The following is a 16168-nucleotide window of genomic DNA, read 5'->3' on the forward strand; positions in this document are numbered from 1 at the left end:
ACTTTTTGGTATACAAAGTGCTGCTATGCTGACCGGCATTCGATCGGAAGCAGGTCCGGAGGGCTCCCCTCGCGGCATCAGGAGGAGGAAGCCATGCGTGCTGTCGTCGCACTCGGAGGAAATGCCCTCGCCAAGCGCGGCGAGCCCATGACCGCCGACTACCTGCGCAAGAACGTGCGGGAGGCGTGCATCGCCCTCGCGAAGTTCGCCGGGGAGAACGAGGTCGTCATCACGCACGGCAACGGCCCGCAGGTCGGGCTGCTGGCGTTGCAGAATCTGGCCTACCAGGATGTCGCGGCCTACCCCCTCGACATCCTCGGCGCCGAGACCCAGGGCATGATCGGCTACGTCGTGCAGCAGGAGCTCGCCAACGCGCTGGGCGGCGCTCGCGAAGTCGCCGCGATCCTCACCACCACGGTGGTCGACGAGAACGATCCGGCGTTCGACCGCCCGACCAAGCTCATCGGTCCGCAGTACTCGGCGCACGACGCGGCCGAAGCCGCCGCCGAATACCGCTGGACCATCGCCAAGGACGGTGATCTGTTCCGCCGAGTGGTGCCCTCTCCCGTTCCCCAGTCCATCGCGCAGGCCCCGCTCATCAGCCGCCTGCTCGACATCGGAACGCTCGTGGTCTGCGTCGGCGGCGGCGGCGTCCCGGTGAAACAGGAGTCCTCGGGTCGTCGCGTCGGCGTGCAGGCCGTGGTCGACAAGGACGCGGCGAGCGCCGCGCTCGCCGCCGAGATCCACGCCGATACGCTCATCATGCTCACCGACGGCGACTACGTCAGCGAGAACTGGGGCACCCCCGAGCAGCGCGACATCCTGACCGCTTCGGCCGACGCCGTCGCCGCGATGCGGTTCGCCGAGGGATCGATGCAGCCCAAGATCGACGCCGCCATCCGCGTCGCGCGCGCCGGCGGACGCGTGCTCATCGGCCCGCTCGATCGCCTCGATGATCTGCTCGCGCGCCGGATCGGCACCGAGATCGTGCCGCAGCACGAGACGGGCATCGTCTGGGCCGAGAAGGCCGCGAAGAAGAAGTAGGCGACGCCGTTGTCCGGGACCCCGTTCGCCTCGTCGGCCGTGCTGGCCGACGAGGCGTGGCGACCCCTGATCGCATCGGCCCGCACCGAGGCGCGCACCACCGAGGTCACGACCGCGTTCGCGCGCGCCGTGAACCTGGAGCTCGGCGGGGCGCAGTTCACGCTGCTCGCCGCTGGAGGCCGACCCGCACCCGGTGCGCTGATCACCGGCCATTCCGACTTTTCGGAGGTGCGCGCCGGGGACCGCGTCGTCATCCGGGCAGACGGCATCGAGATCGGTGTGCGGAGCGGCTCCGCGGTCGACCTGCGCGGGATCGACTACTTTGACAGCCGTGTGGAACCGTTCGCGGGCCGGGATCCGTTCGGCGTGGGCGAACCGCCCTGCGGCATCGATCCGCCCGAGCTGCGGGCCCGGCTCGATCCCCGCAGCGTCGCGGGGCTGCTCGCCGAGACCGCCCGCCCGGGCTCCTTCGTCGCGGCGGAGGGCGCGCCCCCGTTCGAGCGCGCGGTCGGAGCGCGTCTCGCCGTCGCCCGTTCCGCCTTCGTGCTCGCGCTCGCGGCTGAGACCCGAGAGGCCGCCCCGTCCGCGGCCTGCTCCGCCGCCCGCCCGCCCGGTGCCTCGCCGAAACTGCGCCGCGCGGTCGCCGGACTCGTGGGGCTCGGCATCGGTCTGACCCCGTCGGGCGACGACTACCTCGTCGGAACGCTCGTCGCGCTCTCCGTCCATCCCGCAGCCGAAGCCGCCCGCGGGGCCGTCGCCGTCGCGGTTCGAGAGCTCCTCGAAGCGGTCGACGGTCGCGACCGCACGACCGCGGTCAGCCGGCACTTCCTCCTCGCCGCGTGCGAGCGCGAGTTCCACAGCGACCTCGCGGCCGCGGCGCGCGCCGTGCACCTCGGCGACCCCGCAGCACTCGCGGCGTTCGCTGCCGCGAGTGCGATCGGCTCGACCTCGGGCACCGACGCGCTGTTCGGGCTGGTCGATGCGTACACGGCGCTCGAGACTCCCGGGGAGGGGCGCGCGTGCGCGCACGATGGCTCCGCGGAACCCGTGATCCTCAGGGCCGGTTCCCCGGCCCTCGATTCTGAAGGTGGTACTCCATGACCGAAACCCAGTGGCCCGAGATGGTCGCGACCGCGACCGCGGACGAGGTGCGCGCCGCGATCGCTGAGGGCGCCGATGCCGACGCCACGGCGAGCAGCGAGCAGCAGCGCTCCTCGGCCGTGCTGATCGCGGCGCGCGCGCACAACTTCGCGGCGTTCGACGTCCTCGTCGCCGCCGGTGCCGACGTCGACGCGCAGAACCGGATCAGACTGAACCCGCTGCTCTGGGCCTGCATCACCGACGACCTCGAGGTCGCGCGCCGCGCGGTCGAGGCGGGAGCCGACCTCGAGCGGACGACCCGCTTCGACGGGGTCGGGATCCACCCGGCGGCCGAGAAGGGGTACGTCGAGCTGACGCGCTACCTCGCGACGCTGCCCGACATGAACGTCAACCACACGAACCTCTGCGGATGGACCCCGCTGCTCGAGGCCGTGATCCTGCGCGACGGCGGCGAGGCGCAGCAGGAGATCGTCCGGATCCTGCTCGCCGCCGGTGCCGACCCCGGGATGACCGACCAGTGGGGCGTCTCGCCGCTCGCGCACGCCGAGCAGCTCGGCTTCACCGAGATCGCCGAGCTGCTGCGGGCGGCGGGGGCCTGATCGCGTCCTCCGGTGGATGCTGGTGCGAACACTGCACCCACCGGAGGCGTGCGACCTCAGAACGGGGACTGCCGCGCGAGCCGAGGTGTTCAGAGGCAGCGGGTTTCAGCCGCAGGTTGTGCCGTCCGCGACCGTGTTCGCCAGCAGGGTGACCCCGCCCAGCAGCACCAGCTTCGAAGGCTTCACAACTGACTGCACCTCGTTCACCTCCGGCAGGACGCAGTTCTGGCGCGCGAGCATGAGCGGTGCGCCTTCCTGTCCCGCGATCGCGGCGCCCGAGAGCGCATCGGGGAAGTTCAGGCCGTTCGCGAGGTAGATGCTGCCGCCCACGGTGTGGTGGGCTTTCGCGATCAGCGCCGAGGTGCCGAACCGGTCGGACGCCGCGTACCGAGTCACTGGACCGTATGCCTTGAGGTTCGTCTCGATCCCGGTCGACACGATCGTCTTCCCTCCGGCGATGTATGCGTGCTTCGTGCCCTCCGCCAGGTAGGTCTTCGTCGCGGTGGGGAGTGCAGCCGCGGTGCCGGGAACAAGGACGACGGGCGCGCCCAGCTTTCCGGCCGCGGATCCTGCGGAGAGCGCGTCCGGGTAGTCGAGTCCGGTCGCCACGAACACGGTGGGTGCGGTCGGCCAGCCGTGTTTCGCGATCGCGAGCGAGGTCGCATACCGGTCGGCGCCGGACAGGCGCGTCACGCTTCCGCCCGAGGCGGTGAGGGTCTTGAGCGTGCTTTCCACGCTTGCGGAGACGACGCCGGTGCCGCCGAGCACGAGAATTTTCGTGGGCTTCAGCCGGGTGATCTCCGCCCGGGTCTCAGCGGGCAGGGCTGTCGGCGCGGTCAGGAGCAGCGGACCGGCGAGCTTCGCCGCGAGGGGTGCGCCGGAGAGCGCGTCGGGGAAGTCCAGACCGGGGGCGACGACCACGGTTTTGACGTTCGCCGGGTTCGTGAAGCGGTGCTGGGACGCCTTCGCTGCGGTTGCGTATCGGTTCGCGCCCGCGACGCGGATGACGTCGCGGCGGTCCCGGTAGGACGCGGCGTGCGGGGCGATGAGGTTGATGCTGAGGGCGTTGTTCTCTGTGCCGGTGCCGGAGGGCTTCCCGGGGTGGCCGATGAAATCGATGCCGGGGTTGGAGAACTGCGGAGTGGCCGGGCAGCCATCTGTGCAGCTGCGCTCGTAGCTCATGAGGTCGCGTACGACGCCGTTGATGAGGTGTCCGTGGCTGAACGGATACGGGTAGTTCAGGAGGGCTTCCTTACCCGACTGGGTCCGATCGTGGTTCCCGCCGAGGTTGTGCCCGATTTCGTGCGTGAAGGTGAGCTCGTGATCGATCGTGTCGTACGCGACCACGCTGAACGCATTCCCGTCGTACCCGCTTCTGGGCGGGATGTTGCCCCATCCCCAGGCCCCGACCGCGTCGGGCACGATCATCATGACCAGGTCGGCGCCCACCGCATCACGTCGGGAATGCAATTCCGAGAACACTCCCCAACCATCCATGAGCTGTCTGGTGACAGTTCCCAGGGCTCGTCCGTTTTGGCTGTAAGTGGAGGGGATCGCGGCGACGAGGTTGAGGCGGGTGTTGATGCCGGAGTTCACGAACGCTTCGTTCGTGCGGGTGACCTGCTGTTGCACGTCCGCCCGCACGTCACCGCCGGGCAGGGAGTCCGAGTAGCCGACGAGCAGGTCGATGACGGTAGGGGTTGTTTTCGGGGTCGGAATCGTCGTCGGCGGAGTCGCGGTCGCGGCTTCCGAGGCTGTCACGTCTTGTCCCGCACGCATCGGCAGGAGATCCGCGTCGATCTCGTCCAAACGCGCCGCGCGCCCGCCGGCCGGTGAGATCGCGACCGAGACTCCGTCACCGGGCGTGACATTCCCGTGGAGGGAATAGTGCCCGTTCTGGTCGGGGACGAAGGTGAAGGAGCTCGAGGCCACGACCCCGTTCTCGTTCGCCGTGTGGCCGATCACCTCAATTGTTGGGGCGGCACTCGAGAGTGCTTCCGCGTCGAGCGTCACCGCGACCTCGGCCACGGTGACCTCCAGCGTTTCGCCGTCGAAGAGGCCGAGCCGGAGGTCGCCCTGCTTCGGCACGACGATCCGTTCCCCGGGCTTCGCCCGCGCCAGCGATGCACTGGAGATGACCGCGCGGACCGCGGCGTCCGCGTCGAGCGCGACGAACCGGCTCCGCGTCACGCCATTTTTGTCGGTACTGGTGCCGGTGCCGACCCCGGTCGGTGGCACTTCGGTCGTGAACCAGGCCCCGGTCTCGTCCGTGGGATTCGCGTGTGCCGCTTCGACGGTGGTGAGCGTGAGTGGCAGGGTGAGGCCAAGCACGAGCGCCGGGCCGATGAGTTTTCGTGTTATTCGCACAGGGACAGCGTCCTTCGGGGAGGGGGATACGAGTTTCAAGATCACGGTATCAGGTAACATGTAACCGTGAATCTGTTTTCCTTGAAGCCTGCGCCCTCGAGAGCGCTTGCCGCGGCTGCCCTGCTCGCGGTCTTCGGCCTTGCGCCAACGACCCCAGGGTTCGTCGTCTCTGACGCGCACGAGGCCCCCGCGTTCGAGCCGGTAGACGCGACCATGGCGCCGTCCCCTGCTTCGAGGCAGAAAGTTGCGGACGTCATCGGCGATGTGACGGTCACCCCGATGGAGGCGCATCCCGGGGAGAAAGTCAGGGTGAGTGGGGAGTGTCGGTTCTATGGCCAGCCTGGAACCAGCCTCAGCATCGGAATCTGGGCGGATGCCGTGGGGAACTCATTTGACTTCGGCCCCGAGATCGTCACGGATAAAGGCACCTTCGACGTTGAAGTCTCCCTCCCGCTCGACACGCCACCCGGAGTGCACAAACTGAGTTGGGCTTGTGCGCTGAACGATGCATTCTTCGAGACCGGCCCCAAGGATTTGATATTCACGGTTCTGGGCGATCCGCCCACCGCTGAGGTAGACAGCGCAAGCGCCACCACAGCCAGTGCGGCGGTTTCCGCTAGCACGTCAAGCGACGCGAACAGTGGCGGAAGCGGGAACGATTCCGAGAGCAGCGGTCGCGACACCGCAGACCCCACGAACTCCGCAGATCGCGCACCTGCAGCGGTTGCTCCCGCGAATACGCCTGCTGAGCTCGCGGACACCGGCATGAGTCCCTCCGAAACGATCGCGGTCACGGCGCTCGCGAGTGCCGCCCTTGGTGCAGGGTTGTTGCTGCGCCGGCACAGGAAAGTGAGCGCAGAGTCGTGAGGCCAACACCCGTGAGAGTGCTTGCCGGGACCGCCCTGCTTGCGGTCTTCGGTCTGGTCCCCGCGGCCCCCGGGTTCGCGGTCTCTGACGCGTCCGAGACCCCCGCGGCCGAGTCGACACCGACCCCGGAACCAACTGAAACTCCGCTCCCTGCATCGGGGCAGAAGGACGCGGACGTCATCGGTGACGTGACGGTCACGCCGATGGAGGCGCATCCCGGGGAAAAGGTTCGGGTGATCGGCGAGTGCCGGTTCTATGGTCAACCCGGAACCAGCTTGTTTATTGGCGTGTACCCCGAGACATCGGAGAAGTCGTTCTACTTCGAGCTAGATATCACAACGGATGACGGTACCTTCGGCGCTGAAGTCTCTCTTCCGTCTGACGCGTTACCAGGTGGACACAAGCTCACTTGGGCTTGCGCCTTGAACGACGCCTATTTTGAACACGGGGTCCAGAAGCAAGTATTCACGGTGCTCGGTGACGCACCGACCTCGAACGCGGACAGCAGGAGCGCTGCGGCGGCCGGCGCGTCTGCGAACTCCTCTGCGAACGCATCCAGTGATACGAACGGTGCCGGAACGGGTGGGACGCCCGCGAGTGACAGCCGCGGCACAGCTAGCTCCGCCACTCCCACACCTGGAGCAGGCGCTCCCGCGAATACGCCTGCTGAGCTGGCGGAAACCGGCGCGACTCCCTCCACCGCGGTCACGATCACCGCGATCGCGGCCACCGGGGTCGGAGCCGGGCTGCTGCTGTGCGGGTACCGGCGGGCGCGCGGCTGAGCTCGGAGACGAGCACCGCACCGGGGCTGCGCCGACGATTCGAAGCCCGTCGCGGGCCCGCCCGCATGCCCCGTTCGCGGCCGGCTCCCCGTAGGGTGAGGGCATGAGCGAGTACCGGCACGTCGTGCGCAAGTGGGTCAAGCCCGAGGACCTCAACCAGCACGGCGCGCTCTTCGGCGGCCGGCTGCTGCAGTGGGTCGACGAGGAGGCCGCGATCGTCGCCGTCACGCAGCTCGGCACCGTCGACGTGGTCACGCGCCACATGTCGGCGATTGACTTCTCGGCCCGGGCCGACCGCGGCGACCTGCTCGAACTCGAGTACCGGGTGTTCGCGTTCGGGCGCACCTCCATCACGCTGAGCTGCCGCGTCGAGAACGCGGTCACCGGCGCCGAGGTGCTGACGCTCGAGCGGATCGTGTTCGTCGCGGTCGACCGCGAGGGGCTGCCGCTCGCGCACGGCCGCACTGAGGCCACCACCGGGACCGAGCGCCTGCGCGCCCGGATCGGTTAGGGGCTCGAACCGGCCGACACCGCCATCGAGTGGCGTCAAACCGGCCGAATCGGCCGAGGAAGGGCGCGTTTGCCGCCACTCGACGAGATTCAGCACGACACGATCCAGCCCGGGCGGCGACTCAGCCCGGGGCCGGCGTCGGCCCGGAGGCGCGGCGCCCGATGAGGTCGGCGTGCAACGCCAGGGTGAGATTGGTGACGGCGAACGCCGAAGCGATGGGCGCCCCGACCGCCGCCTCGATGCGTCCCAGCCGGTAGCGGACCGTGTTCGGGTGCACGAACAGGTGCTCGGCGGTGCGCGCGATGCTCTGCTCGGCGGCCAGGTAGACGGCCAGGGTCTCGCGCAGCTGCGGCGAACGGATCGGGTCCAGCGCCGCCGCGGTGCGCTGCTCCAGCTGGCGCGGGTCGACGTGCGCCAGCACCCAGGTCGCGAGGTCGATGCGATCCATGCGGGTGGGTTCCAGGAGCGACGGGGCCCCGGCGGAGGCGGCCCAGCGCCGGGCGATGCCGAGCGCGGTCTCCGCCTCGCGCGCGCTGTCGGCCACGCGCGTCAGTTCCGCGAACGGTGCCGATGCGCCGACGAGCAGGGTGCGGGTGAGCGAGTCGATCCAGCGTGCGCTCGCCTCGCTCTCGGGTACCAGCGCGGCGAGGGTCGCCGGCGCATCGGCGTCGGCACGGCGCAGCATGACGAGCAGGGGGAGTTCCTCGGCGCGGGCGCGCTGCGCCAGGTGGTCCAGGTGCGCCTCGGTCGCCGAGGGGCCGTCGAACGGCGCGAGCTCGAGCGCGCGGACCGGTGCGTAGGCGGGGAAGCGGAACTGGGCGAGCCGGGCCCAGAACCGATGCTCGCGGGCGGGGAGCACGCCGTCGTGCAGGCTCGCGAGCAGCTGCTCGTTATCGCGCCGGTCGCGTCGGCTCGCGCCGTACTGGATGCCGTGCACCGCACCGAGCAGCCGCTCCGAGGTGTCGAGCAGGATCTCGCCGAGGCGGACGAGGGTCTCGGGGGTGCGGCTCGCGAGCGCGATGACGTGCACGCTGTCGCGCAGCGAGACGCGTCGGGTGAGCACGCGCCAGCGCCCGATCGGGACGTCGAGCTCGCGGCGGTTGGTCTGCGCGATCTCATTCCAGATGAGCTGGATCGGGGCCTCGCCCGTGCTCGCGACGACCGATCCCTCGAAGTCGTAGACGATCGCCGTGCCGTGGCAGAGCGCGCTGATGCGGGAGACCAGCGCGGGCAGCGGATCGGTCGTCGAGATCGCCGACAGCAGCGCGTTGGTGATGTCGAGCGAGGCCGCTAGGCGCTCGGTCTCGGACAGCGGCGGCGGTGCCGGAACGTCCATGTTCGGCCTCCGATCGTGCGGTTCGGAAGTACGGTTTGTGCGAACGAGAGGATTCGCCCCCTCATCTTCGCCAGAATTTGGAGAATCCACAATGCGTTGCGTGGAATGCTGCGCATTCTCCAGTGACCTCGGTGCTGCGCCCCACGAAGGTGGGATGCATCCGGAACTCAACGACGAACTTCAGGAGGAAGCCCATGAGCAGTGTCCGTGTCGCGGTCGACGTCGGAGGGACGTTCACCGACGTCTGCATCTTCGACGACGAGACCCAGCAGATGCGAGTGACCAAGGTGCCGTCGACGCCCGGCGATCCGATGATCGCCGTGATGAACGGGGTCGAGCGGGGCGAGATCGACCTCGGCGACGTCGCGCTCTTCTCGCACGGCACCACCGTCGCGACGAACGCGCTCATCACCCGCAACTTCCCGGCGGCCGCCCTCGTCACCACCCGCGGATTCCGCGACGTGCTCGAGATCCGCGACGGCACCAAGGACGACCTCTGGGACGCCTACAACGACGTCTCGGAGCCCTACATCCGCCGCAGGGACCGCTTCGAGGTCACCGAGCGCATCGACTACAACGGCAGCACCATCACCCCGCTCGACGAGAGCGAGGCGCGCGAGCTCGCCGAGCTGCTGCGCCGCCGCGGGGTCAAGACCATCGCCGTCTGCTTCCTGAACTCCTACGCCAACGCCGCGCACGAGACCCGCATGCGCGAGATCCTCGAGGAGACGATCCCCGACGCGACCGTCTCGACCTCCGCCGAGGTGCTGCCCGAGATCTTCGAGTACCCCCGCTTCAACACGGCCGTCGCGAACGCCGTGCTCGCACCCCTCGTCTCGGGGTACGTGAACCGCCTCGCCGAGCGGCTCCGCGATGGCGGCTATGCGGGAGACCTGCTCCTGCTCCACTCGGGCGGCGGATCCATGACCCCGCGGCTCGTCGAGAAGTTCCCCGTGCGGCTCGCCGCCTCCGGCATCGCCGCCGGCGCGATCTCGGCCAAGCACATCGCCCAGCAGTGCGGCTACGACAACGCCGTGAGCCTCGACATGGGCGGTACCTCCACCGACATCGCGCTCGTCGCCGACGGCGAGCTGCGGGTCTCGCAGGAGTGGCAGGTCGAGTACGGCCACCCCATCATCTTCCCGTCCATCGAGGTGCTCACCATCGGTGCGGGCGGAGGATCCCTCGCCCACATCGATATCGCGGGATCCCTGCGCAACGGTCCGCAGTCCGCCGGCGCCGATCCCGGGCCCGCCTGCTACGGCACCGGCGGCGACCAGCCGACCAACACCGACGCGAACGTCGTGCTCGGCCGGCTCGGCACCTCGCTCGCGGGCGGCGTGAAGCAGCTCGACCGCTCGCTCTCCGAGCAGGCGATCGGCCGGGTCATCGCCGAGCCGCTCGGCATGGGGCTCGAGGAGGCCGCCCAGGCCATCGTCTCGGTCGCGAACGCCAACATGGCCGACGCCGTCCGCCTCGTCTCGATCCGCCGCGGCTACGACCCCCGCGACTTCGCCCTGCTCGCCTTCGGCGGCGCGGGCGCCCTGCACGGCGCGGACGTCGCCCGCGAGCTCGGGATCCCGACCGTCGTGGTGCCCCCGAGCCCCGGCGTCACCTCGGCCATGGGCTGCCTGCTGGTCGACATCCAGCACGACTTCGCCCAGATGTACACCGGCCTCGCATCCGGCGCCGACGAGGAGGGGATCGAGCAGGCCTTCGTCGAGCTCGAGACCGAGGCCTCCGCCCGGCTTCGGCACGAGGGCGTCGCGAGCGAGGACGCGATCCTGCAGCGCAAGATCTCGATGCGCTACCAGGGCCAGTGGCGCTCGCTCCAGGTGCCCATGGGCACGGGCCCCGGCGCCATCGCCCGGGCGGTGCGCACCTTCCACGAGCAGTACGAGCGCGAGTTCGCGTTCCGCCAGGACGACGCCCCCGTCGAGGTCTACCAGCTGCACCTCGGCGCGGTCGGCAAGATCCCGAAGCCGTCGTTCCGCCCGACCGAGCCCGTCCCGCAGGCGCCCGGGGCGCCCGCCGAGCGCCGCCCCGTTTACTTCGGCGGTGACGGCTGGATCGACACCCCCGTCTACGACCGCGACGCGCTCGCCGCGGGCACCGCGTTCGCCGGCCCCGCGATCGTGAACCAGCTCGACTCCACGACGGTGGTCCCGCCGCACACCCGCGCCGAGATCGACGAGTGGCTCAACATCCGCATCCACCTCGAGGAGGTCACCCGATGAGCATCACCACCGCACCCGAGACCCGCGCCGGCGAGGCGCGCCGGACCGCGCTCGACCCCGTCACGTTCGAGGTGCTGAAGAACGCCTTCGCGACGAGCGTCGACCTCATGAGCGAGCAGATCCTCCGCACCTGCTACTCCTTCGTCATCTACTCGCGCGACTTCTCGTCGGCGCTCTGCGACAAGCACGGCAATACGGTCATGCAGGGATCCGGCGACATCGCGGTGCACGTCGGCACGCTCCACTTCCAGGCGAAGGCGGTGATCGAGGAGTTCGGCGACGACATCCACCCCGGCGACGTCTTCGCCATCAACGACCCCTACCGGGGCGGCACCCACTTCAACGACGTGTCGTTCGTGCGGCCCGTCTTCTCGGACGGCCGGATCATCGCGTTCGCGCAGAACAAGGGCCACTGGGCCGACATCGGCGGCAAGGTGCCCGGATCCTTCGACGTCTCGGCGGCCGAGCACTTCGGCGAGGGCCTGCGCATCACACCGATCCGCGTCTGGTCGCAGGGCAAGTTCCTGCACGACGTGGCGCAGCTGCTCGTCGCCAACACCCGGGCGCCCGAGCAGGCGCTCGGCGACCTGCACGCGCAGTCCGAGGCGACCGCGGTGTGCGAGCGCGAGGTGCTGCGGCTCGTCGAACGGTACGGCACCGAGACCGTCGAGCTCGCGATGCAGGAGACGCAGGACTACGTCGAGCGCACCGTGCGCCGTCGCCTCGAGGAGCTCCCGCGCGGCCGCTGGGAGACCGTCGACTACCTCGACCTCGACCCGGGCAAGCCCGAGGGCCTCGTGCCCGTGAAGATCGTCATGACCCTGGACGGCGAGGGGATCCACTACGACCTTGAGGGGAGCGCCGAAGTCGTCGACACGTTCCTCAATTCGGGCTACGGCACCACCTTCTCGGCGATCTACGCGGGCACCAAGACCTTCTTCCCCGATGTGCCGCTCAACTCCGGCTTCTACGCCGCCGTCACGGCCGACATCGGGCCGGAGGGGACCGTCGTGAACGCCGGCTGGCCCTACGCGGTCACCGGATTCTGCTCGGGCCCGTACGAGAAGCTCATGAACGGGATCTTCGAGATCTGGTCGCAGATCATGCCCGAGCGGGCCATGGCCTGCGCGTTCAACCTCGAGTACCTGCTCGTCGGCGGGCGCGACGCCCGGCGCGAGGAGAACCCGTACTTCATGTGGTACGACTGGATGGCCGGCGGCTGGGGCGGCCGCTCCTCGAAGGACGGCTCGAGCGCCACCGCGCCCGTGTTCGGCGTCGGCCTCGCCGTGCAGGCCTGCGAAGGGCAGGAGCGGCTCACGCCCGTGCTCACGACGATGCACCAGATCGGCACGGACTCGGGCGGCCCCGGCCGGTTCCGCGGCGGCTGCGGCGTCGAGAAGGGCGGCATGCTCACCGACGCCGACGCCTCGGTCATGAGCTACTGCTGCGACCGCGCGCGCTCGATCACCTGGGGCATCGAGGGCGGCCTGCCCTCGATCCCGCACGGCGTCTGGCTCAACCGCGACACCGACAGCGAGCGATTCCTCGGCTCCATCTTCTCGTCGGTGCCGGTGCAGCCGGGCGACACTTTCTACCGGCCCTCGGCGGGCGGCGGCGGGTTCGGCGATCCGCTGCAGCGCACCCCGGAGGAGGTGCTCGAGGACGTGATCGACGACTACGTGTCGATCGAGCGCGCTGCCGCCGACTACGGCGTCGTGATCCTGCCGGTCGATCCCGAGCTCGACCGCTACGAGATCGACCGCGAGGCCACCGCGACCCAGCGCGCCTGGATCCGGGCCAACCGGGCCGACTGGCTCGAAGCCGACGCCGAGTCGATCGCCGAGCGGTACCGCTCGGGCGAACTCGACCTGCTCGATGTGATCCGCCGCCACGGCGTCGTCCTCGACTGGGGCACCGGCGAGCTGTTCGCCGAGACCACCCGCCAGCACCGCGAGCAGATGCAGCGCCGCTCCGCCGCGCACTGGGGAGCCTGACCCCGCACGTCGGGGCCCGGCGATCCCTCAGCGCCGGGCCCCGACCCCACTCCGTTCCCCGGAACGGTGCAGTTGCCCGAAATGATCCGGATTCTTCCGGCATCTGCACAGTATTCGCACGCTTCGCGCCACCCCACGATTGAGGGTGTCGCGCGAGACCGGGCCCCGAGGGTCCCGTCCTCCCGACTTCGACGCGGCACGGTCCGCCGGCGAAGAACCCTGCCGCGATGCGGCGGCCGCGCAGCGACGCGTCGGCCTGCGCAGAAACGGCGCACCCGAATACCAATGGAGGTATGAACCGTGAGCCTGAACCTCACCGGGAGCAACGACGATGTCGAAGCGACCGACGCACTCGCCCGCGAGGGCAACGACGACGATCAGATGAGCCGCGGCTCGCTCGCGCTGGCCTGGTACGGCGTCGCGAGCGCGTTCTTCTTCGTCTACATCGGCGCCGCCATGGCCGCCGCCTACGGCACCGCGAACGCGATCATCGGCATCGTCCTGACGATCATCGTCTACGGCGCCATCAATGCCGTGCTGTCGAAGTACGCCATCAACAACCGCACGACGGTCGCGCAGTTCTCGCGCACGATCCTCGGCACCGCAGGATCCTCGATCGCGACGATCATCTTCGCCCTCGTCGCGATCTACTACGCCGTGTTCGAGGGATCGATCGTGGCCTACGCGCTCATGGCGGCGTTCGGCGGCCCGATGTGGCTGTGGAGCCTCGTGGTGGTCGTCTACTCGACGCCGCTCATCATCGGCGGCGTGCGCCGCTTCCTCGACAAGCTCAACGGCTGGCTCATGCCGCTGTACTTCTTCGGCCTGATCGCCGCGGTCATCTGGGCGGGCGCCGTGTACGGCTTCGGCGACGCCTGGCTCACCCACGCGCCGAAGGTCGAGCTGCCCTTCGTGTCGGGCGGTCCCGGCTGGCTCGCGACCTTCGCCGGCTACATGGGCATCTGGATCATGATGATGTTCACCATGGACTACGCCGCCCTCGGCAAGCGCAAGGATGTGAAGTTCCACCAGCGCTTCACCTTCGGACCGCTGTTCTACGTGCTCGCCTACGGCTTCTCGGCGTTCGTCGGCATCTTCCTCACCTTCACGATCCCCGGTATGGAGGTGTCCGAGACCGGCGTCGCCGGCGGCATCGTGAACCTGATGGGGATCTTCGGCCTCATCGTGATCATCGCCTCGCAGACCCGCATCAACACGGCGAACTACTACCTGGGCGCGGCGAACCTCCGGGCGTTCGGCGAGCGGGTGCTGCGACTGCGGCTGCCGAACATCGCGTGGGTGCTCATCTCGTCGGTGATCATCTTCCTGCTCATGCTGCTGCCCATCGTGCAGTACCTGCTGCTCGCCCTCGCCTGGCAGGGTGTGCTCGTGACTGCCTGGGTCGCGATCGCGCTCACCCACGTGCTGCTCGACGGCGGACGGCACCAGGAGCACGCGGCGATCGGCGACCGGCACTACCGGGCCTTCAACAGCAACGGCCTCATCTCGTGGATCGTGGGCACCGTGATCGGCCTGATCATGCTCCAGCTCGGCACGTTCGACCCGGCGCTGGCCGGAGTCGGGTCCACCTGGGGTCCGATCCTCACGGCGGTGTCGGCCGCGGTGGTCTACGCCCTGCTGTGGCGGGTGCGCCCCACCAGCCGCACCGGCCTCATCCCCGTCGTGGGAGCGGGCGCCTCGCGCTGATCGCCCCGCTCGTCAGGCACCCGTCATCCTGCGACTCCTCCGTCGCGCAGGATGACGGGTGCCTCGCGCTTCCGTCCGCGGGGCTGCCCGCGCCGGCGCGACCTAGTACGGCTCGAGATCCACCAACCGGAGGGCGAGCAGGCAGGTCGCCTTGCCGTCGAGGGTGTCGAGGGGGAGCCCGAGCAGCTGCTCGATGCGGCGCAGCCGGTAGCTCAGCGAGTTGCGGTGGATGAACAGCTCCTCGCAGGTGCGCGAGGGCTGGGCGTCGTTGCGCAGCCAGACCCGCAGCGTCGGAAGCAGCTCGGTGGTGCGCTGCTCGTCGTGCTCCAGGAGCGGGGCGAGGAACCGTTCCGCGGACTCGCGCGCGCCGCGCCCGGCGGCGGCCGCGACGACGGCGCCGAGGCCCAGTGCGGGCGCGGTCACGGGGTGCTCCACGTGGCGCACGAGGTCGAGCGCGTGCACGAGCGCGATCCGCAGCTCGTCGATGGTGCGGGTCGGCGGCCGGAACACGAGCGGCAGGTTCGGCTGCAGCTGCTCGAGCCGCTCGGTGAAGCGCAGGGGTTCGTCCCGGGGGAACTGCGCGAGGGCGATGAGCCGGTCGTCGATCTCGGTCACGCGGACGTCGTTGAACGCGTCGTGAAGCGCGATCCGGAGCTTCCACGCGGCGGCGGCGTGCTCGCCGCGCAGGTCCGCGACGACGAGCGAAGTCTCGGCCCGGCGACTCAGGCCGAGCTCGTGGAAGGCGTCCGCGACGTCGCTGCGCGTGGCCTCCGACCAGGCGATGCACCGGTTCACGAAGCGCTGCATGTCGTGGTGGCTGTTGGCGTCGACCGCCACCGATCGATTCAGCTGGAGGGCGAGGATCGAGCTGACGGGCGCGAGCAGCGCCTCGATCTCGGACGCCGAGCCGTAGAGACGCACCGCCAGTCGGCAGGGCTGGCTGAGCCCCATCGGGAGGGGCATCGCGAGCACGTCGGGCTGGGCCGCGCGGCTCTTCCCCTCGCGCCAGGTGATGCTCTCGGGGTACTGCGCGATCAGCGAGTCGAAGGCGTCGTAGACGGCGACCGGCAGTTCGAGCGCGGCGTAGATCGCCGCGAGCAGGGTCGCGACCTCGGCACCGCGGCTCGCGAGCCTGGCGCACTCGTCGGCGAGCGACCATCCGCGGTCGTAGCGGGCGATCTGCTCGGCCTCGAGCATGCCCTCCACGTACTGGTCGATCTTGAGCAGCGGCACCGACGCCGGCACTTCGAGCAGGGGCAGGTCGTGGCTCGCGCACGCCTCGACGAGACCACGGGGGAGTTCCGCGTGCGCGATCCCGACCGCGAAGCCGAGTGCGGCGACCGGGACCCGGGCGAGGCGCTCGACGTAGCCGTCCCAGATGCTCTGCTCCGAGAAGTTCATGCCGATCCCAGCGGTGAGGAGCAGCACGTTGGGGTCGAGGAACGGGGTCGGGTCGAGGTGCTCGGTCGGCGCGCAGCGCGTGATCTCCTGCGCGAGCCGCTTCGGGCCGGTGGGGGTCTCGAGGCGCAGCTGCAGGCTGTGCTCGATGATCAGATCGGAAACGCGCATCGCTTCGGCCTCTCGCATCTGCCTGAAATTCGCAGGGACATTCGTGCAGTTGCA

At 69.7% G+C, this 16168-nt stretch carries 12 protein-coding genes; 9 read left to right on the forward strand and 3 right to left on the reverse strand.

The window, feature by feature from the left end; all coding sequences use genetic code 11:
• Nucleotides 1-93: 93 nt before the first annotated feature.
• The 3 genes from BMH31_RS07570 to BMH31_RS07580 are packed head-to-tail and all read left to right on the forward strand — an operon-like array spanning nt 94 to nt 2744.
• Nucleotides 94-1044 (forward strand): carbamate kinase, encoded by a 951-nt coding sequence (locus BMH31_RS07570; protein ID WP_099724646.1) that lies wholly within the window; start codon nt 94-96, stop codon nt 1042-1044.
• 9 nt (nt 1045-1053) lie between these two features.
• Nucleotides 1054-2145, forward strand: coding sequence for a DUF2877 domain-containing protein (locus BMH31_RS07575; protein WP_099724647.1), 1092 nt, complete (start codon nt 1054-1056; stop codon nt 2143-2145).
• Entirely contained in the window at nt 2142-2744 is a 603-nt protein-coding gene (locus BMH31_RS07580; protein WP_099724648.1) for an ankyrin repeat domain-containing protein, read from the forward strand. Before BMH31_RS07575 ends, BMH31_RS07580 begins: the two co-directional genes overlap by 4 nt.
• Nucleotides 2745-2849: 105 nt before the next feature.
• Here BMH31_RS07580 and BMH31_RS07585 read toward each other — a convergent pair whose 3' ends face one another.
• Entirely contained in the window at nt 2850-5402 is a 2553-nt protein-coding gene (locus BMH31_RS07585; protein ID WP_099724649.1) for a cell wall-binding repeat-containing protein, read from the reverse strand.
• Between BMH31_RS07585 and BMH31_RS15340 the strand changes: the two genes are divergently transcribed.
• From BMH31_RS15340 to BMH31_RS07590, 3 genes are all read left to right on the forward strand, one after another.
• Entirely contained in the window at nt 5376-5978 is a 603-nt protein-coding gene (locus tag BMH31_RS15340; RefSeq protein WP_143469807.1) for an LPXTG cell wall anchor domain-containing protein, read from the forward strand. The genes BMH31_RS07585 and BMH31_RS15340 overlap by 27 nt on opposite strands.
• A gap of 188 nt (nt 5979-6166) precedes the next feature.
• Nucleotides 6167-6760, forward strand: coding sequence for a hypothetical protein (locus BMH31_RS15345; RefSeq protein WP_143469808.1), 594 nt, complete (start codon nt 6167-6169; stop codon nt 6758-6760).
• A gap of 103 nt (nt 6761-6863) precedes the next feature.
• A complete protein-coding gene (locus BMH31_RS07590) occupies nt 6864-7271 on the forward strand; it encodes an acyl-CoA thioesterase (protein WP_099724650.1) in 408 nt (135 codons plus the stop codon).
• A 121-nt stretch (nt 7272-7392) separates the two neighbouring features.
• On the opposite strand, the gene BMH31_RS07595 is transcribed toward BMH31_RS07590, so the two are convergent.
• Nucleotides 7393-8607, reverse strand: a complete 1215-nt coding sequence (locus BMH31_RS07595; protein ID WP_099724651.1) for a helix-turn-helix domain-containing protein — start codon at nt 8605-8607, stop codon at nt 7393-7395.
• 194 nt (nt 8608-8801) lie between these two features.
• Here BMH31_RS07595 and BMH31_RS07600 point away from each other — a divergent pair, with 194 nt between their 5' ends.
• The 3 genes from BMH31_RS07600 (at nt 8802) to BMH31_RS07610 (ending at nt 14545) form a co-directional block, all read left to right on the forward strand.
• Nucleotides 8802-10844 carry a hydantoinase/oxoprolinase family protein gene (locus BMH31_RS07600; RefSeq protein ID WP_099724652.1) on the forward strand — a complete coding sequence of 681 codons (2043 nt, stop codon included), beginning with the start codon at nt 8802-8804 and terminating at the stop codon, nt 10842-10844.
• A complete protein-coding gene (locus tag BMH31_RS07605; protein ID WP_099724653.1) occupies nt 10841-12838 on the forward strand; it encodes a hydantoinase B/oxoprolinase family protein in 1998 nt (665 codons plus the stop codon). The genes BMH31_RS07600 and BMH31_RS07605 overlap by 4 nt, the downstream gene beginning before the upstream one ends.
• Nucleotides 12839-13138: 300 nt before the next feature.
• Entirely contained in the window at nt 13139-14545 is a 1407-nt protein-coding gene (locus BMH31_RS07610) for a permease (protein ID WP_099724654.1), read from the forward strand.
• A 102-nt stretch (nt 14546-14647) separates the two neighbouring features.
• On the opposite strand, the gene BMH31_RS07615 is transcribed toward BMH31_RS07610, so the two are convergent.
• Nucleotides 14648-16114, reverse strand: coding sequence for a PucR family transcriptional regulator ligand-binding domain-containing protein (locus BMH31_RS07615; protein WP_158234900.1), 1467 nt, complete (start codon nt 16112-16114; stop codon nt 14648-14650).
• Nucleotides 16115-16168 lie beyond the last annotated feature (54 nt).

Origin of the sequence: Leucobacter sp. OLIS6 (genome assembly GCF_002752355.1) — a bacterium.
Classification (GTDB): Bacteria; Actinomycetota; Actinomycetes; order Actinomycetales; family Microbacteriaceae; genus Leucobacter.